Below are 15,928 nucleotides of genomic sequence, written 5' to 3'. Positions count from 1 at the left end.
GTGCCATCAGGTTTGTATGTAGATGTAAAAATAAGACAAACAAGGCATCTAAACGATTTATCGTGGTTTTTCGCGATAACACGAAACAAAAGGGCCAATAAAAAACTCAAAACGAAACAATGATTTCGTTTGGTGGTGTTTTTTAGGGTCCTGTTGGTATAAATATTTTGTTGTTCTGCGTTTTTGTGGATGAATCTTGCTGGTTTTGTTGGCGGCGCGTCAGGAACTGTGTTAGGATTTTTCCCATGACTTTCGCAACCCCCGTTTTCTTCTTTTATTTTTATGCTTTTCCGATGCCGCTGGTGGAGGAAAGGACGGGTTGCACCAAACACAAGTAAGACCTAAATCCTGAAATAAGCCGCCAGCATAGACCGGGCGGCTTTTTTTTCGTTTGCCCCCGGACCTGGCAAACCAACTGGAGTTCAATCGTGTCGCACAATACTGATGATTTACGGATTCGTGAAATTAAGGAGCTGTCTCCCCCATCCCATGTGATGCGCGAGTTCCCGTGTACCTCTGCTGTATCGACGACGGTTCACAAGGCCCGCCGCAGCATTCACAAGATCCTTCACGAACGCGATGATCGTCTGGTGGTCGTGGTGGGTCCTTGTTCCATCCACGATACCGAAGCCGCCATGGACTACGCGCGTCGCCTGACGGTCGAGCGCAAGCGCTTTGCCCCCGAGCTGGAAATTGTGATGCGCGTGTACTTCGAAAAGCCACGTACCACCGTGGGCTGGAAAGGGCTGATCAACGACCCCTTCATGGATGGCAGCTTCAACATCAATCAGGGTTTGCGTACGGCGCGTGAATTGCTGCTGGCCGTCAACCAGCTGGATTTGCCCGCTGGCTGCGAGTTCCTGGACATGATTACTCCCCAGTACATTGCTGATCTGGTTTCCTGGGGCGCCATTGGTGCTCGCACGACAGAGAGCCAGGTTCACCGTGAACTGTCCTCCGGATTGTCCTGCCCCGTCGGCTTCAAGAATGGCACGGATGGCAATATCCGTATTGCTCTGGACGCGATCAAGGCCGCTTCCCAGCCTCACCATTTCCTGTCGGTCACCAAGGGCGGTCACTCCGCCATTGTGTCCACCGTGGGCAATAACGATTGCCACGTGATTTTGCGCGGTGGCAAGACGCCGAACTACGACGCTGAAAACGTTGAGGCAACCAGCCAGGCCATGATCAAGGCCGGCATGGTGCCGCGTGTGATGGTCGATGCCAGCCACGCCAACAGTAATAAAGACTACCGCCGTCAGCCCGAAGTGCTGGCCGATGTTGCTGGTCAGATCTCGGGCGGCGATATGCGTATCTGCGGCGTGATGATCGAAAGCCATCTGGTAGGCGGCCGTCAGGACGTGGTGGAAGGCAAGCCTTTGACCTACGGCCAAAGCATTACCGACGGTTGCATCGATTGGGATGACACGGTGGTGGTTCTGGAAAAACTGGCTGAAGCGGTGCGTCAGCGTCGTCAGGCGCGAGTCGCTCTTGAAGAGGGGGCACTTAGCCACTCATAATAGGGTTTTGCCTTTTTGGAATGCTCATGAATGCTCCCGGTCATGCCGACCTAGCGCGGCGCCCTTTACCTGAAGGTTTTGTAGAAGCCTTGCAGGCTCAGTTCCAAGAGCGTTGCTCGCTTTCTCACGCTGTGCGTGAACACCATGGACGGGATGAATCGCCGTATCCACCCATGCTGCCTGATGTGGTTGTTTTTGCTCGCAGCACAGAAGAAGTGGCCTGGGTGGCACGTCATTGTCATGAACACCATGTGCCCCTGATTCCTTACGGGGCTGGTTCCTCGCTGGAAGGGCATTTTCTGGCGATTCAAGGTGGCGTCAGCCTGGACTTGTCCGGTATGGATGAGATCGTGGCGATTAATGCCGAAGATTTCACCGCCACAGTGCAAGCTGGCGTGACACGCATGGCCTTGAACGAGCACATCCGTGATACGGGCTTGTTTTTCCCCATCGACCCCGGTGCGGATGCCAGCCTGGGCGGGATGGCCGCAACGCGTGCGTCGGGTACCAATGCCGTGCGTTACGGCACCATGCGCGAAAACGTCCTGACTTTAAAGGTTGTGACGGCAGATGGCCGCATTATTGATACGGCTAACCGTGCCAAGAAATCCTCTGCCGGTTACGACCTGACCCGCTTGTTCATCGGTAGCGAAGGCACGCTGGGCATCATTACCGAAGTGACGGTGCGTCTGTACCCGCAGCCCGAAGCCATTTCGGCGGCTATCTGTAATTTCCCCGATCTGCGCTCTGCCGTGCAAAGCGTGATCGAGGTCATTCAAATGGGTATCCCGATTGCGCGTGTCGAATTCATGGATACGGCCGCCGTACGTGCCACCAATGCCTACAGCAAGCTGACGCTGAAAGAGTCGCCCTTGCTGCTGTTTGAATTCCACGGCAGCCCCAGCGGTGTGCAGGAGCAGGCTCAGGTGGTTCAGGAAATCACCCGTGATAACGGCGGCATGGATTTTGAGTGGGCCGATAAGGCCGAGGATCGTTCCCGCTTGTGGACGGCGCGACACAATGCCTACTTTGCCGGTTTGCAACTGCGTCCCGGCTGCCGCTCCAGCACCACGGACGTTTGTGTTCCCATTTCCGCTTTGGCAGAGTGTGTGGCAGAAACTGCGGCCGATATGGATCAGGCTCCGTTCCCGTACACCATCGTGGGTCACGTGGGCGATGGCAACTTCCACGTCCTGATGCTGCTGGACGCCGATAGTCAGGAAGAGTGGGACGAGTCCGAGCGCTTGAACCATCGTCTGGTAGAGCGTGCCATTGCCATGCAGGGCACCTGCACCGGCGAACACGGTGTGGGCTTGCACAAGATGGAGTTCATGCTGGCCGAGCACGGTCAGGATGCACTGGATGTAATGAGCAGCATCAAGCAGGCGCTGGATCCTCACAACATCATGAATCCCGGCAAGATGTTGCCCCCGCGTCCTCTGGACTGATTCTGCGGTAGTCGCCTTGAAAGCCCAGACCATGTCGTCTGGGCTTTTGTGTCTTGGGCAGCACAGTTTTCCAGAAACCCCAGGTACGGGCGGTGTCTGCCTGTACATGTGTCAGGGCAGGCGTACAATGCCTTTTTTAGTTAGTCAGGTGCGCACCGGGCGCAAAGCCCAGCCAAAGCGGCACCTCTCATCATCACTGCAATGACTATTTCCACCAAAAAAGGTCGCGTCGTTATCGGAATGTCCGGCGGCGTGGACTCCTCTGTCTCGGCCTGGCTCCTTAAAGAGCAAGGTTATGAAGTCGTGGGCCTGTTCATGAAGAACTGGGAAGACGACGATGACTCCGAATTTTGCTCTTCGCGCCAGGATTGGCTGGACGCGGCCAGCGTGGCCGATCTGGTCGGGGTCGAGATCGAGGCGGTCAACTTCGCTGCGGAATATAAGGACCGCGTGTTTGCGGAGTTCTTGCGGGAATATTCGGCAGGTCGCACCCCGAATCCCGATGTTCTGTGCAATGCGGAAATCAAGTTCAAGGCCTTTCTGGATCACGCCATGACCTTGGGTGCCGACTGGATTGCCACCGGCCATTACGCCCGTGTGCGTGGCGTGCCCATGGCCGGGGGCGGCACCGACTATCAATTGTTGAAAGGTCTGGATGCTTCCAAGGATCAAAGTTATTTTCTGCACCGCCTGAACCAGGCGCAGCTGTCGCGCACCTTGTTCCCCTTGGGCGAGATCAACAAGCAGGAAGTACGCCGTATTGCCGAGGAACTGAAGCTGCCCAATGCGGCTAAAAAAGACTCGACCGGCATTTGCTTTATTGGTGAGCGTCCTTTCCGCGAGTTCCTGAATCGCTATCTGCCCACTCAACCCGGTCCTATCAAAACACCGGAAGGCCAGGTATTGGGTCAGCACGTGGGTCTGGCTTTCCACACCTATGGTCAGCGCAAGGGTTTGGGCATTGGTGGTGTCAAGGGCAAGCAGCGCGAAGACGGTACCGCCGACGCCTGGTATGCCGCCCGCAAGGATCTGGCCACGAACACGCTGTATGTGGTGCAAGGGCACGATCACCCCTGGCTGTTGCAGTCTGAACTGAAGGCCGAGCAGACCAGTTGGGTAGCGGGCCATCCGCCAGCGCTGGGCCCGACTCATGCCAAGACCCGTTATCGCCAGGCCGATGCTGCCTGCACGATCCTGGCTGCCGAAGGCGACAGCCTGTCTCTTCATTTTGATCAGCCCCAATGGGCCGTAACGCCGGGCCAATCCGTGGTCTTGTACGACGGTGACCGCTGCCTGGGCGGCGGCATTATTCAATAAGAGGCGGGCATGGATCCCATTCTTGTCATCAGTTTGCTGGTGCTGGGTGCCGGTATTGGTTTGGCCGCCGGGCTGCTGGGGATTGGCGGAGGCATGATTCTGGTGCCGTTCCTGACCTTCCTGCTACCGCTGTTTGGTGTGCCGCAAGAGCTGGCCGTGCATGCTTCCATCGCCACGGCCATGGCCACGATTTTGTTCACCTCCTTGTCCAGCGTGAGGGCGCACCATAAACATGGTGCCATTCGCTGGGATGTGGTCAAGGTCATGGTGCCCGGCCTGATCCTGGGTGGGCTGCTGTCGGGCGGCGCGATTTTTGCCATGATCAACAGCACGGCGCTGGCGATTGTGTTCGGTGTGTTCGTCCTGTATTCGGCCTCCAAAATGGCACGCAAGTCGGCCCCGGTGCAAGGCCGCTCTTTGCCAGCCCCATTCTGGATTGCTGCCATGGGAGCCTTGATCGGTTTCGTGTCCGGTCTGCTGGGGGCGGGTGGGGCCTTCTTGTCTGTCCCCTTCATGCTGCGCGGCAATGTGCCTGTGCGGCAGGCCGTCGCTACCTCGGCCGCCTTGGGCTTTTTCATTGCTCTGGCCAATAGCGTGGGTTATATCTGGTCCGGGCAGGCTACCTTTGGCAGCCACCCCGGCATGATTGGTTTTATCTACTGGCCGGCCTTGTTGATTGTCTCGGCCACCAGTATTTGTACCGCCCCCCTGGGGGCCAGTCTGGCCCACAAGATCGATCAGGTGACGCTCAAGCGCATCTTTGCTGGCATGTTGACTGTGCTGGCGATCTACATGATTACGCAGGCCATCACACAGGCTTGATGTTTTCTGGCTGGACTTTGCCATACGCACAGTCCAGCCCATTCAGTTCGGTTTCTTCTGCCGGCTCAAAAACTCCCCCAGCTGTCCAGTGAATTGCTGTCTGTAGCGCAGTCATTGCCTGCTCGCTTTGCGGTAGTGTGCTGCCGTAAGCATGAAATTCGTGCGTCATATCCGGCCAGACATCCAGCCGTATATTGGCCCCCTGCTTGTGCGCCTCTCGGGCAAAATCCCGGATCATGTCGACCAGAATTTCCTTGCCGCCTGCCTGAATGTAGATGGGGGCCAGATGGCGCAGATCCTGTGCAATGGGTGAGAGCCGATCATCACTCCAGGGGCCGTTGCCCTTTAGCCATTGACCGTATTGCAGCGTTTGATAGCCCTGCACCATATCGTAGCGATCATGACCAAACTGGCTGGCGCCGCGTCGTCCTATATCCGTCCAGGGGCTTAGTGCCAAGGCCAGAGAAGGTTGGGGCAGTCCCGCTTGACGCAGGCTGACCAAGCTCATCAGCACCAGGTGTCCGCCTGCCGAGTCGCCTGCCAGGACAATATCCTGGGCGGGGATTCCACGTCCAAGCAGATAGCGGTAGGCGTCTAGCGCATCTTCCTGTTGGGCCGGGTGAGGGTGCTCCGGGGTCAGGCGGTAGTCCACGGCGAAGATGGGTATTTGCAGCTTGTAGGCCAGCAGACGAATGAAGTGGCGCGACACGATTGGGTAGAAAGCATAGCCGCCGCCATGAAAGTACAAGATGGTTTTGCTGCTGTTCGGGCGATCTGGAATGAACCAGTCACCCCGTGGTTCTGGGGACGTGCTGGCCTGCATCTGGACGGGCAAGTCCGGTTCGGCAATCGTGTACAGGCTGTCGAAGTAGGCGCGGCCTTCAGCTATGGTTGGCAAGCGGAAGGCGTGGTTGAACTGCTTGCGATAGAACAGGGTGGCGATTTCAAAAGGCACAGACCAGCCGGGCACTAGCGGCTTGGCGATGATACGTCGAGCCAGTACGTCTATGGTGGTGGCCCAGAGGGCGAGGGCGCTTCGGCAACGATGAGACCAGGATCCTTGCAAGATAGTTTTGGGCATAAAAGGGCGGGGCTGAAGTAGGATAAAAGGACTTTCAGTGTGGCCCGGCTTGCCTGGGCCGGATAGAACGGAAACGACCTCCCATGTCTGCTTTGCCTTGTGCCCGTTTGCATCACCCCAGCCGAAAAACGGCGTCCATTATCCATCTGGGTGTGGAGCGTGATACCCGTGCTCTGGATCTGCTGCCGCAGCAACGTCTGAACTGTTATCCGGCTTCGCCCCTGGTGGTGTTGTCCTGGGTTTTCCATGGCCAGCTGCACATGGTGCAGACGCCCGTGGATGGAGGGAGTCCGGTACTGTCAGAGCCCCTGCCCGGCATGCTGTTTGCCGGGCCTTCGCGCGCACCTTCCATTAGCTGGTCTCCGGGGCCTGTCCGTGCGATTTCGATTGGACTGTACCCGGATGCCTTGAAACGTGTGTTTGGTATCGAGGCCAGCGACTTTCTGGATCAGGTACTGCCCATGGAGCAGGTCTTGCCCGCTGCCAGCTGTCAGACACTTGGGCAAGCTGGCACAGAAGAAGGCCCTTTATTCGAACAACTGGAGGCGGCAATTCATCGTTGTGCTCATGGCTGTCTGGCGACAGAAGGTGCTGCCACCTTGCATCATTGGTTGACGGCATTGGGGATGAGGATGGCAGCAACACGCACGGGAACGGGCTTGCGTCAGATGCAAAGGCAATTCAAGCGTTGGGCCGGGCAGAGCCAGCGTGAGCTGCAGCTGTATGTGCGTGCCGAGCGTGCTTTTGCCTTGGTGCAGCAGCAGGAAAATCCTGTCTGGTCTGATGTGGCGTTGCAAGCCGGGTATAGTGACCAGTCTCATTTTGGCAGAGAGGTCAAACGGGTTTCGGGCTTTTCGCCTGCCCAGTTCGCCCAGCGCATGAAGTCTGATGAGGCCTTCTGGATGTACCGATTGCTGGGCGAGGCCTGAACCAGCAGACATAAAAAAACCCATTCAAAAGAATGGGCCCTGGCTTGCTGGCGCAACGCTCACTGCGTAGGCGGTAAGGTGCTGGCAAACGAGGGGCGCGCTTGGAGTTTTTCATCCAGGCGTTGCAGATTGCCGTACTGCGAGCGCCAGTCCAGTTCAGGAAAGCGCAGATCCAGATAACCCAGTGCGCAGCCTACGGCAATGTCGGCCAGGCTAAAGCTGGTGCCCATGCAAAAGGACTGGTCACCCAAGGTGTTGTTCATGGATTGCAGGGCGGCGGTAATCTTGCTGTTTTGGCGGTCAATCCAGGCGGGTAGACGCAGCTCTTGGGGACGGCGTTTTTCCACCACGATGGCAACGCAGGCATCAAGCAAGCCATCGGCAATGGCTTCCCAGCATTTGACTGCAGCGCGATCACGTCCGGCTTGGGGAATCAGGCGGCCGACGGGCGAGAGGGTATCCAGATACTCGACGATCACGCGGGAGTCAAACAGATTTGCCTGATCATCCATAATCAGACAGGGGACTTTGCCCAGTGGATTGTGCTTCAGAATATCGCTGTCATCGGCCCACACATCCTCCAGAATCAGCTCGTAGTCGAGCTTTTTTTCCGCCATGACAACACGCACTTTGCGCGCGTATGGGCTGGTGAGGGAAGCTAGAAGTTTCATAAAAAGCTATCAAAAGTTGCAGGCTCAAAAAGTATAGCAGGAACCTATGGGCGAACGTCCCGCAGGCCGGGCCTGAACCTGTCGCTGGAAACAATGTTGGAAAACTGTGGTTTATTCGTCAAAGCCTCCAACAGCCGTCGCATTCTGACCCCATGCTGAACGCGTGGCATACGGGTGCCAGCCTGCAATGTTAGAATGCGGGCTGACTTTATTCCCCCTTCTTTTCTGTAGAACGATGCACATAGCCGATACCCTGAGCACTCTGAATGCCTTGTCGCCATTGGACGGGCGTTATGGCAGCCGTACCGCCCCCTTGCGTGGCCTGTTGTCCGAAGCCGCATTTATGTGGCATCGCGTAGAGGTCGAAGTGGCCTGGTTGATCGGCCTGTCCGACGCGGGTCTGCCCGAACTGCCTACTTTCTCCGCCGAAGCTCGCGAGGTACTCAAGAGCCTGGTGCAGAACTTCTCGGAAGACGATGCCGCCCGCATCAAAGCCATCGAGCGCACTACGAACCACGACGTGAAAGCCGTGGAATACTGGTTGAAAGAAAAAGTGGCCGACCACGCCGAGCTGTCCGCTGCGGCTGAATTCATCCATTTTTCCTGCACCTCTGAAGACATCAACAACACCTCGCATGCGCTGATGCTGACGCGTGCCCGTGAGCAGGTGATCCTGCCGCAACTGCAAGAAGTGTGTGATGCCATCAAGGCTCAGGCCCGCTTGCACGCCGAGCAGCCTTTGCTCTCGCGCACCCACGGTCAGCCAGCCAGCCCCAGCACCATGGGCAAGGAATTTGCCAACGTGGCCGCTCGCCTGCAAAACGCCATTGCGGCCATTGCTGCGGTCCAGCCTCTGGCCAAAATGAATGGTGCCACCGGCAACTACAACGCTCACTTCTCGGCTTACCCCGAAATTGATTGGCCTGCATTCAGCCAGAAAGTGCTGGCTGGTCTGGGTCTGACGCAAAACGTCTACACCATTCAGATCGAACCCCACGACTGGATGGCCGCTCTGTTTGACGCCATCGCCCGCGCCAACACCATCTTGCTGGACTTCAACCGTGACGTCTGGGGCTACATCTCCCTGGGTTACTTCAAGCAGCGCCTCAAAGAAGGCGAGATCGGTTCGTCCACCATGCCGCACAAGGTCAACCCGATTGACTTTGAAAACTCGGAAGGCAACCTGGGCCTGGCCAACGCCATGCTGCGCCACCTGTCCGAAAAGCTGCCTATCTCCCGTTGGCAGCGTGACCTGACCGACTCGACCGTGCTGCGTAACCTGGGCGTGGCTCTGGGTTACAGCGTGGTGGCTTACGACGCCTGCCTGCGTGGTCTGGGCAAACTGGAACTGAACGCCGCGGCTGTCGATGCGGACATCGACGCATGCTGGGAAATCCTGGCCGAGCCGGTTCAAACGGTGATGCGCCGCTACGGTTTGCCCCAGCCTTACGAGCAACTCAAAGCCCTGACACGTGGTCGTGGTATTACTCAGGAAGCGTTGCGCGAGTTTATTGGCGGTCTGGAACTGCCCGCCGACGCTAAAACCTATTTGCTTGAGCTAACTCCACGCAGCTATCTGGGCGTGGCAGTAAAGTTGGCCCAGGCGATCTAAATCCAAACGGCTGTGTTCTTGCACAAGGGCACAGCCGGCCGGGTTTCTTGAGCCAGTGCTTTATGAAGTGTTTTATGTTTCATCACACAGGAGTTCACATGAAAAAATTCGCGTTTCTGACTGCCGCTGCCGCCTTGTGCGCTGCGTTTGTCACGCCTGCTACCGCCCAGTTTGCCAAGCCAGAACAGGCCGTGAACTACCGTCAAGCCAGCATGTCGCTGATTGGCTCGCACTTTGGTCGTATGGCTCCCGTGGCCAAAAAAGAAGCACCGTATGATGCGGCTGCAATCGCTAAAAACGTAGAAGTGCTGACGGTTTTGGCGGCTTTGCCTTGGGGCGCATTTGGCGCTGGTACCGAAGGCGGCGAGACCAAAGCTGAGGCCTGGAGCGATGCTCAGGGTTTCAAGCAAGCTACCGATGATTTCACCGCTGCCATCGACAAGCTGAAAGTGGCTTCCGATTCGGGCGACTTTGATGCCTTCCGCGTGGCTTTCGGTAATGTGGGCAAGTCCTGTAAGACTTGTCACGACGCTTACCGCAAAGAAAAATAAGCAACAGGTTTGCTTATAAAAAAAGCCCTCGAAAGAGGGCTTTTTCTTTTAGGCCTGTGCCTGTGTTTAAAGGGAGCAGTTTGCCTGCAGGCAAGATTGGCAAGAATCATGATGGGATCTCAGTGTTGATAACCCGTTTCACCGTGGGTACGGATATCCAGACCTTCGCGCTCGTGGTCAGCATCGACACGTAAACCGCCGCAGACTAGCTTGGCAATGGTGAAGGCAATCCAGGCAGCCACACCGGACCAGACCAGCGTAACCAGCACGCCTTCGAGCTGAATCCACAACTGCATCCAGATACTGTTACCAGCGGCAGTACCAGGACCACCCAGAACAGGTGCGTTGAACAGACCTGTGAGCAAAGCGCCCACAATCCCGCCCAAACCGTGAATGCCAAAAACGTCCAGCGTATCGTCGGCGCGTAACCAGCGCTTCAGAACATTCACACCCCACAAGCAAGCCAGGGAGGTAATCAGGCCAATGGCCAGTGCGCCGGAAGGAGCCACAAAACCGGCTGCCGGGGTAATGCCGACCAAACCTGCGATCGCACCCGAGCAGGCACCCAGCAAGGAAGGATGACCTTTGCTGATCCATTCACCCAAAGTCCAGGCCACAACGCCGATGGCGGCTGCCAGCATGGTGTTGAAGAATGCCAGCGTGGCATTTTCATTGGCCGACAAAGCCGAGCCTGCGTTGAAACCGAACCAGCCTACCCACAGCAGAGCAGCACCAATAAAGGTCAGGGGCAGGTTATGAGGTGGCATGGCTTCACGACGGTAGTTCAGTCTGGGGCCAATCATCCAGGCACCGACCAGACCGGCAATACCGGCGTTGATATGCACTACCGTGCCACCGGCAAAGTCCAGCGCGCCACGGGAGTTGAGCAAGCCGCCGTTCTGTTCATCGGCAAACCAGACCATATGGCAAATGGGCAGATAGGCCAAAGTGAACCAGATCACGGTAAAGACCAGGATGGCGGACAGGCGGGTACGTTCTGCCAGACTACCGACAACCAGGGCGCAAGTCAGGCCGGCAAAGGTGGCCTGAAAAGACGCAAACAGCAGTTCAGGCAAGGTGCCCGACATGGAGAACTGTTGGTCAGCAGCGGTGAACATGCCGTTGAACAAGACCTTGTCGAAACTGCCAATCAAGGGATTGCCAGCGGTAAAGGCCAGTGAGTAGCCATAGATAAACCACAGCACCACCCCCAGACTGAACACCAGCAAGGTCTGGGACAACATGGACAAGGCATTTTTTTGACGCACCATCCCCGAGTAAAACAGGGCCAGGCCCGGCGCGGCCATCATCAGTACCAGAAGCGTGGAGACCAGCATCCACGATAGATCAGCGTTGTTCATGATGGAGTCTCCGATTACAGGGCTTGCTCATCGCATTCGCCGGTGCGGATGCGGATGACATGGTCCAGCGGCTGGACAAAGATCTTGCCGTCACCAATACGTCCGGTGCGGGCACTGCTTTGAATGGCCTCCAGAACGCTTTGCAACTGCTCGTCGGGAATAGCCAGTTCAATGCGGATCTTGGGCAGGAAGTCGACTGCATATTCCGCACCGCGGTAAAGCTCGGTGTGGCCTTTCTGGCGACCAAATCCCTTGACCTCGGTAAGCGTCATCCCCTGTATGCCCAGATCGGAAAGGGCCTCGCGTATCTCGTCAACCTTGAAGGGTTTGACGATGGCGGTAATCAATTTCATAGGTGTTCCTGAAGTAAACACAGGCAAGCTGGCCTTGCGGATGCAAAGGAACACCGAGAGGGGTAGGAGACGGTTGAGAGGGGGCCGACCGGGATGGGTAATCCTGGTGGATGGCTTGAGTGCAACCGGGCAACGCCGGTTTGAGCGACTCTCCGGCTGTCAGCAGGGTGTGCGACAGCGCGAACGCAAGTGGTAGGCAAGCGGACCTGTGTTGTAGGTTGAAGAGCAACACAATTCCGGCAAGGCGAGTAAGCTAGCTAGGCACGTGACCCCGGTCTTGCCTAGTCGGTGGGCAGCGAGATAACAGCAGCGCTCTGTGACGCCTGTCTCCGCTCATCTCACCACCGCAGGAACAACGACTATGGAAAAATAATATATGTTGCGGCGCAACAAGTGCGCATTTTTTTTTAATAGTCTTAACTTTGCAACATTCGGTTCAGAAAAATGACCGGCTGCAGAGTAGGCAAAACAGACCTGTTCGTGCTGGAATTGCCGTGTCTGAATGGCATGGCGCCAGGAGGATCGACAGGGCAGCCCGCGTGTCAGCGCTGCCCGTGTATCGATAGAGCTAGTTCTGCGACTAGCAAGGATCAAGAGAGCAGCTCAGGACCTTTGTGCTTTCTGGTTTTCTTGCTGTCTGTGCTCTGAGTGGGGAAAGTAAGCGGTACATGCCGCCGGTTAAATGCCTGCAGGCCTCCTTGCCATAATTTGAATCCCAGGCAGGCGTCCCATTTGTCGCGTTGGTATAGCCAATGGGTGTGACAAACAGTGCAGTGATACAGACTTTCGGTGCTTGGTTCGTCAGTGTCATCGACTCGTCTGATGGGTTTGAGGTAAGGATGTCGTTGAGCGTTGGGTTGCGATAGTGGAAGGGTTTGGCACATGATGCACATGGTGCCTCGGTCTAGCTGGGCCATACAATGCTCCTCAAATAATTTTGTGGTTGATGTAATAGCGTTTGCAAACTGGCTTGCCAATTAGCGTAGGGTGATGGTTTGTAATAAATATCACCACGATTCACTGTACTGCAGAAAATGTGACAGCCGTTTCAGGCCGCATCTCAATGTAATGACATGCGACCTGCGTATGGCGAGCAAGTGTTCAAATTCCTGCAAATACCAGCGTCAAAAGCTCTGGCCTTTGACTATTTTTTGGATGGCGGCTCATTGCCAGGAATCTTTTTAGGGTCCGGCTCGGGGTTGGGCGTTTTGCCGGGAGGAGTGGTGTCGGGCGCTTTGGTGGGATCAATGGCAATTGGCATGAACATCTCCTGACTGAAGTGATCTTCCAGCGTATCGGATTTAGGGCGCAGCTAAAGTAAACAACTATGACTGCAGGGCAGGCCGCTCTTGTTTTTTCTTGTTGCATCGAAAAGAAGCTGGGTAGCCAATCGGCGAAGCCATTGCCTGGCGATGCTATGATCAAACTCCTTACAGAAAGCGGACTAGCGCCTTGGGAAGCGAGTTGGAAAAAACCACCCTGGACCTGGAGAATTTTCTCCCTTATCAAGTCACGATATTGGCCTCGCATATTGCGGTGACCTTTGCGCGTCAGCATGCACAGCAATTTGGTTTGTCCATTCCAGAGTGGCGCATCATTGCGACCCTGGGACGCTATGGCACCCTGACCTCGGGCAGTTTGACCGAGCGCACCAGCATGGACAAGGCCAAGGTCAGCCGTGCCGTTTCTCGCCTGACAGCCGCTCAGTTAATTGCTCGTCGCGATAATGAAAACGATATGCGCAGCAATCTGCTGTGTCTGACCGAGCAGGGCCAGCAAGTGCACGATCGCATTGTGCCCATCGCTCTGGGTCTGGAGCAGGAGCTGACGTCCGTGCTTAGCCAGGAAGAGCTCAGCTCCTTTAAAGAGATGATGACGCGCCTGGAGAACCGTATGGTCCAGCGCTTTGGCAGCGATTTCAGCGGCGATGCACATATTTGAAGTCTCAAGGGTAATCACCGAGTTGTGCTGGATATTTCTCACGCTAATATTGTTTCGTTTGAAACGAAACAATATTCAGGAGAGGATCATGACGCAGTTCGTAGACAGCCCAATCGCAGCCAGCCGCTTGGAAACCACAATCATGTCGCCCGCTATCGGTGTCGAGGTAGCGGGTGTCGATTTGACTCAGGCCCTGGAGGATACGCAGGTACAGGAGCTGCGCGCCTTGTTGTTGAAGCATCAATTGCTGGTGTTTCGCGACCAGCCTTTGAATGCGGCACAGCATGTTGCATTTGCCCGTTGCTTTGGTGAGCTGGAAGTGCATCCGGTTTTTCCACACGATCCGGACTATCCCGAGCTGGTGCTGCTGGGGGGCAATAACACGCAGCCGGGGCGTGAGAATATCTACCATAGCGATGTCAGCTGGCGGGCCGAACCTTCCATGGGTTCCATTCTGCGTTGCATTGAATGTCCACCCGCCGGGGGCGATACGATCTGGTGCAATATGGCACTGGCCTATGAGAACTTGCCGCCTCACATCAAAGATATTTTGCACGAGCTGGAAGCCGTACACGATTTATTGCCCGGTTTCATAGACCGTATCCCCGAGGAAGACAGAGCTGCGTTGCGAGATCGTTTTCCAGCGCAGACTCACCCTGTGGTGCGCACTCATCCAGAAACTGGCCAGCGGATTTTGTATGTCAGCAGCTGGACTACCCATCTGGCCAATTACATCGAAACCGGCTTTTTCCGTGGCATGCCCGAGCTGCAAAGCGGCGCTCATTTCCTGCTGCAGTATTTGGTGGATCAGGCCCGTCACCCGGAGTATCAGGTGCGCTTGAAATGGCAGCCTCACACCATTGCGTTTTGGGACAACCGGGCCACTCAGCATTATGCCGTTCAGGACTATTTTCCTTTGCCCCGCAAAATGGCCCGAGCCACCATTATTGGTGACCGTCCTTATTGATCGTATCGCTGCACTTTTGACAAGTTGGGGGGAGACATGGAAAACCAGAAAAAGTATTTCCCAGGACAGCGCTACGTCGTGGTGTTCTTGTTGTTTTTGTTCATGGTGATCAACTTTGCCGATAAGGCGATATTTGGTCTGGTCGCCGTGCCGTTGATGGAGGAGCTGGCCATCGGGCCACAGCAGTTTGGCACCATTGCAGGCAGCTTTTTCTTCCTGTTTGCGATCTCGGGCATTGTGGTGGGTTTTGTGTCCAATACGGTGTCCTCGCGTTTGCTGCTGGTGGGGCTGGTCATTATCTGGTCTGTAGCCCAGGTTCCGATCGCTATGGGAGCCAGCACGATTATTGCCTTGATGGCTTGTCGCATTTTGCTGGGAGTAGGGGAAGGCCCTGCCTACCCCCTGGCCTTGCACGCGTGCTACAAGTGGTTTCCGGATCAGGAGCGTACCTGGCCTACGGCCATTGTGATGCAGGGTGGGCAAGTGGGCATGCTGTTGGCAGGCCCCCTGGTGGGGTATTTGACCATCAGCCACGGCTGGCGCTCGGTGTTTTGGGTGACAGCGGCAGCGGGGCTGATGTGGCTGGTGGTATGGGCCTTACTGGGCAAGGATGGTCCCATCAGTGCGAATCCGGCGCCCGCCGTTGGCAAGAGCAAGCCGCAGTCTCGCTGTTCGTACCGTGATGTGCTTTTGAATCGTAGTTTCATCGGCAACCTGCTGATGTACTGGGTAGCGTACTGGTGTGCTGCGCTGGTCTTTACCTGGTTGCCTGCTTATTTGCAACGCGGTCTGAACTTCTCGTCGGACACGGCTGGATGGCTATTTTCCCTGTGTATTTTTGTGGCAATCCCGATTGTGTCGGGCGGCTCTTACCTGTCCAACCGCTTCTTGCGCCAAGGGTATTCGTCCCGAGTGGCACGCAGTCTGGTCACGGTCGGTTTCTTGTTGGCAGGGGCCTTGTGCCTGCTGGCGGCCGCTTACTTGAAGCTGGGTCCGACTGCGGGGATTGTGCTGATCGCCTTGGGCTTGAGTTTTCCCCAGGTCGGTTTTGTGCTCTGTTCGGCAATCTCAGCGCAAATCAGCCCGATTGAAAAGCGGGGTTCCACACTGGCCATCACCAATTCATTGTCCACAACAGCGGGCCTGGTTGCGCCCATTGTGATGGGAAGGCTGATTCAGGCCGAGCCCGGTCTTGCCGGTTTTCACCAGGGCTTTGCCTTGACGGCCGTGCTTTTACTAATGGGAGCCGTGTTGGGTTTCATCTTGGTGGATCCTTCCCGCACGCTGTCGCAGATTCAGGCAAAGGCAGGAGGTCCTGTGAGCGGTCCGGCCTCTGTTTAAGGCAAGGTTTTGAA

Annotated in this window: 14 protein-coding genes; 10 read left to right on the top strand and 4 right to left on the bottom strand. The window is 56.2% G+C overall.

Translation table 11 applies throughout. The features are described from left to right. Positions 1-425 precede the first annotated feature (425 nt). The 4 genes from aroG to OSH04_RS03375 all read left to right on the top strand — a co-directional run bounded on the left by aroG (position 426) and on the right by OSH04_RS03375 (position 5,107). The gene (gene aroG / locus OSH04_RS03390; protein ID WP_269465265.1) at positions 426-1,520 is read left to right on the top strand and encodes a 3-deoxy-7-phosphoheptulonate synthase AroG; all 1,095 of its coding nucleotides are present in this window, start codon (positions 426-428) and stop codon (positions 1,518-1,520) included. A 26-nt stretch (positions 1,521-1,546) separates the two neighbouring features. Beyond that, on the top strand, positions 1,547-2,968 hold the full coding sequence (locus tag OSH04_RS03385) for an FAD-binding oxidoreductase (protein WP_026483026.1): 1,422 nt from the start codon (positions 1,547-1,549) through the stop codon (positions 2,966-2,968). 201 nt (positions 2,969-3,169) lie between these two features. Beyond that, positions 3,170-4,285 carry a tRNA 2-thiouridine(34) synthase MnmA gene (gene mnmA, locus OSH04_RS03380; RefSeq protein WP_254002081.1) on the top strand — a complete coding sequence of 372 codons (1,116 nt, stop codon included), beginning with the start codon at positions 3,170-3,172 and terminating at the stop codon, positions 4,283-4,285. Positions 4,286-4,294: 9 nt separating this feature from the next. After that, positions 4,295-5,107 (top strand): sulfite exporter TauE/SafE family protein, encoded by an 813-nt coding sequence (locus OSH04_RS03375; RefSeq protein WP_009456212.1) that lies wholly within the window; start codon positions 4,295-4,297, stop codon positions 5,105-5,107. Here the strand turns inward: OSH04_RS03375 and OSH04_RS03370 are convergent. Continuing rightward, positions 5,094-6,188 (bottom strand): alpha/beta hydrolase, encoded by a 1,095-nt coding sequence (locus tag OSH04_RS03370; protein WP_266107943.1) that lies wholly within the window; start codon positions 6,186-6,188, stop codon positions 5,094-5,096. The two genes, OSH04_RS03375 and OSH04_RS03370, sit on opposite strands and share 14 nt — an antisense overlap. Positions 6,189-6,271: 83 nt before the next feature. Between OSH04_RS03370 and OSH04_RS03365 the strand changes: the two genes are divergently transcribed. Continuing rightward, positions 6,272-7,117: a helix-turn-helix domain-containing protein gene (locus OSH04_RS03365; protein ID WP_266107942.1), complete on the top strand. Its 846-nt coding sequence runs from the start codon at positions 6,272-6,274 to the stop codon at positions 7,115-7,117. A 59-nt stretch (positions 7,118-7,176) separates the two neighbouring features. Here the strand turns inward: OSH04_RS03365 and OSH04_RS03360 are convergent, their stop codons facing one another. Further along, positions 7,177-7,788: a glutathione S-transferase family protein gene (locus OSH04_RS03360; RefSeq protein WP_009456225.1), complete on the bottom strand. Its 612-nt coding sequence runs from the start codon at positions 7,786-7,788 to the stop codon at positions 7,177-7,179. Between the two features lie 235 nt (positions 7,789-8,023). Between OSH04_RS03360 and purB the strand changes: the two genes are divergently transcribed. Next, positions 8,024-9,400 (top strand): adenylosuccinate lyase, encoded by a 1,377-nt coding sequence (gene purB, locus OSH04_RS03355; RefSeq protein ID WP_009456227.1) that lies wholly within the window; start codon positions 8,024-8,026, stop codon positions 9,398-9,400. Positions 9,401-9,498: 98 nt separating this feature from the next. Further along, positions 9,499-9,951, top strand: a complete 453-nt coding sequence (locus tag OSH04_RS03350; RefSeq protein WP_083053307.1) for a c-type cytochrome — start codon at positions 9,499-9,501, stop codon at positions 9,949-9,951. 119 nt (positions 9,952-10,070) lie between these two features. Here OSH04_RS03350 and OSH04_RS03345 read toward each other — a convergent pair whose 3' ends face one another. Both OSH04_RS03345 and glnK read right to left on the bottom strand, forming a co-directional pair. Beyond that, positions 10,071-11,312 carry an ammonium transporter gene (locus OSH04_RS03345; RefSeq protein WP_083053308.1) on the bottom strand — a complete coding sequence of 414 codons (1,242 nt, stop codon included), beginning with the start codon at positions 11,310-11,312 and terminating at the stop codon, positions 10,071-10,073. A 14-nt stretch (positions 11,313-11,326) separates the two neighbouring features. Next, on the bottom strand, positions 11,327-11,665 hold the full coding sequence (glnK, locus tag OSH04_RS03340; protein ID WP_009456229.1) for a P-II family nitrogen regulator: 339 nt from the start codon (positions 11,663-11,665) through the stop codon (positions 11,327-11,329). A gap of 1,464 nt (positions 11,666-13,129) precedes the next feature. On the opposite strand from glnK, the gene OSH04_RS03335 reads away from it, so the two are divergent. The 3 genes from OSH04_RS03335 (at position 13,130) to OSH04_RS03325 (ending at position 15,914) form a co-directional block, all read left to right on the top strand. Continuing rightward, the gene (locus OSH04_RS03335; protein ID WP_009456231.1) at positions 13,130-13,606 is read left to right on the top strand and encodes a MarR family winged helix-turn-helix transcriptional regulator; all 477 of its coding nucleotides are present in this window, start codon (positions 13,130-13,132) and stop codon (positions 13,604-13,606) included. Positions 13,607-13,694: 88 nt separating this feature from the next. Continuing rightward, positions 13,695-14,573 carry a TauD/TfdA dioxygenase family protein gene (locus OSH04_RS03330; RefSeq protein WP_266107941.1) on the top strand — a complete coding sequence of 293 codons (879 nt, stop codon included), beginning with the start codon at positions 13,695-13,697 and terminating at the stop codon, positions 14,571-14,573. A gap of 36 nt (positions 14,574-14,609) precedes the next feature. Next, the gene (locus OSH04_RS03325; RefSeq protein WP_266107940.1) at positions 14,610-15,914 is read left to right on the top strand and encodes an MFS transporter; all 1,305 of its coding nucleotides are present in this window, start codon (positions 14,610-14,612) and stop codon (positions 15,912-15,914) included. Positions 15,915-15,928: the final 14 nt, after the last annotated feature.

Origin of the sequence: Alcaligenes nematophilus, assembly GCF_026344155.1 — a bacterium.
GTDB classification, from domain to species: Bacteria; Pseudomonadota; Gammaproteobacteria; order Burkholderiales; family Burkholderiaceae_B; genus Alcaligenes; species Alcaligenes phenolicus.
This window is presented reverse-complemented; position numbering and strand designations above follow the sequence as displayed.

What these genes read in the sequence shown, in the direction of transcription:
- glnK (WP_009456229.1), bottom strand. Translation starts at nt 11,665, where the DNA reads ATGAAATTGATTACCGCCATCGTCAAACCCTTCAAGGTTGACGAGATA.
- OSH04_RS03365 (WP_266107942.1), top strand. Translation starts at nt 6,272, where the DNA reads ATGTCTGCTTTGCCTTGTGCCCGTTTGCATCACCCCAGCCGAAAAACG.
- mnmA (WP_254002081.1), top strand. Translation starts at nt 3,170, where the DNA reads ATGACTATTTCCACCAAAAAAGGTCGCGTCGTTATCGGAATGTCCGGC.
- OSH04_RS03330 (WP_266107941.1), top strand. Translation starts at nt 13,695, where the DNA reads ATGACGCAGTTCGTAGACAGCCCAATCGCAGCCAGCCGCTTGGAAACC.
- purB (WP_009456227.1), top strand. Translation starts at nt 8,024, where the DNA reads ATGCACATAGCCGATACCCTGAGCACTCTGAATGCCTTGTCGCCATTG.
- OSH04_RS03385 (WP_026483026.1), top strand. Translation starts at nt 1,547, where the DNA reads ATGAATGCTCCCGGTCATGCCGACCTAGCGCGGCGCCCTTTACCTGAA.
- OSH04_RS03375 (WP_009456212.1), top strand. Translation starts at nt 4,295, where the DNA reads ATGGATCCCATTCTTGTCATCAGTTTGCTGGTGCTGGGTGCCGGTATT.
- OSH04_RS03325 (WP_266107940.1), top strand. Translation starts at nt 14,610, where the DNA reads ATGGAAAACCAGAAAAAGTATTTCCCAGGACAGCGCTACGTCGTGGTG.
- OSH04_RS03360 (WP_009456225.1), bottom strand. Translation starts at nt 7,788, where the DNA reads ATGAAACTTCTAGCTTCCCTCACCAGCCCATACGCGCGCAAAGTGCGT.
- OSH04_RS03350 (WP_083053307.1), top strand. Translation starts at nt 9,499, where the DNA reads ATGAAAAAATTCGCGTTTCTGACTGCCGCTGCCGCCTTGTGCGCTGCG.
- OSH04_RS03370 (WP_266107943.1), bottom strand. Translation starts at nt 6,188, where the DNA reads ATGCCCAAAACTATCTTGCAAGGATCCTGGTCTCATCGTTGCCGAAGC.
- OSH04_RS03345 (WP_083053308.1), bottom strand. Translation starts at nt 11,312, where the DNA reads ATGAACAACGCTGATCTATCGTGGATGCTGGTCTCCACGCTTCTGGTA.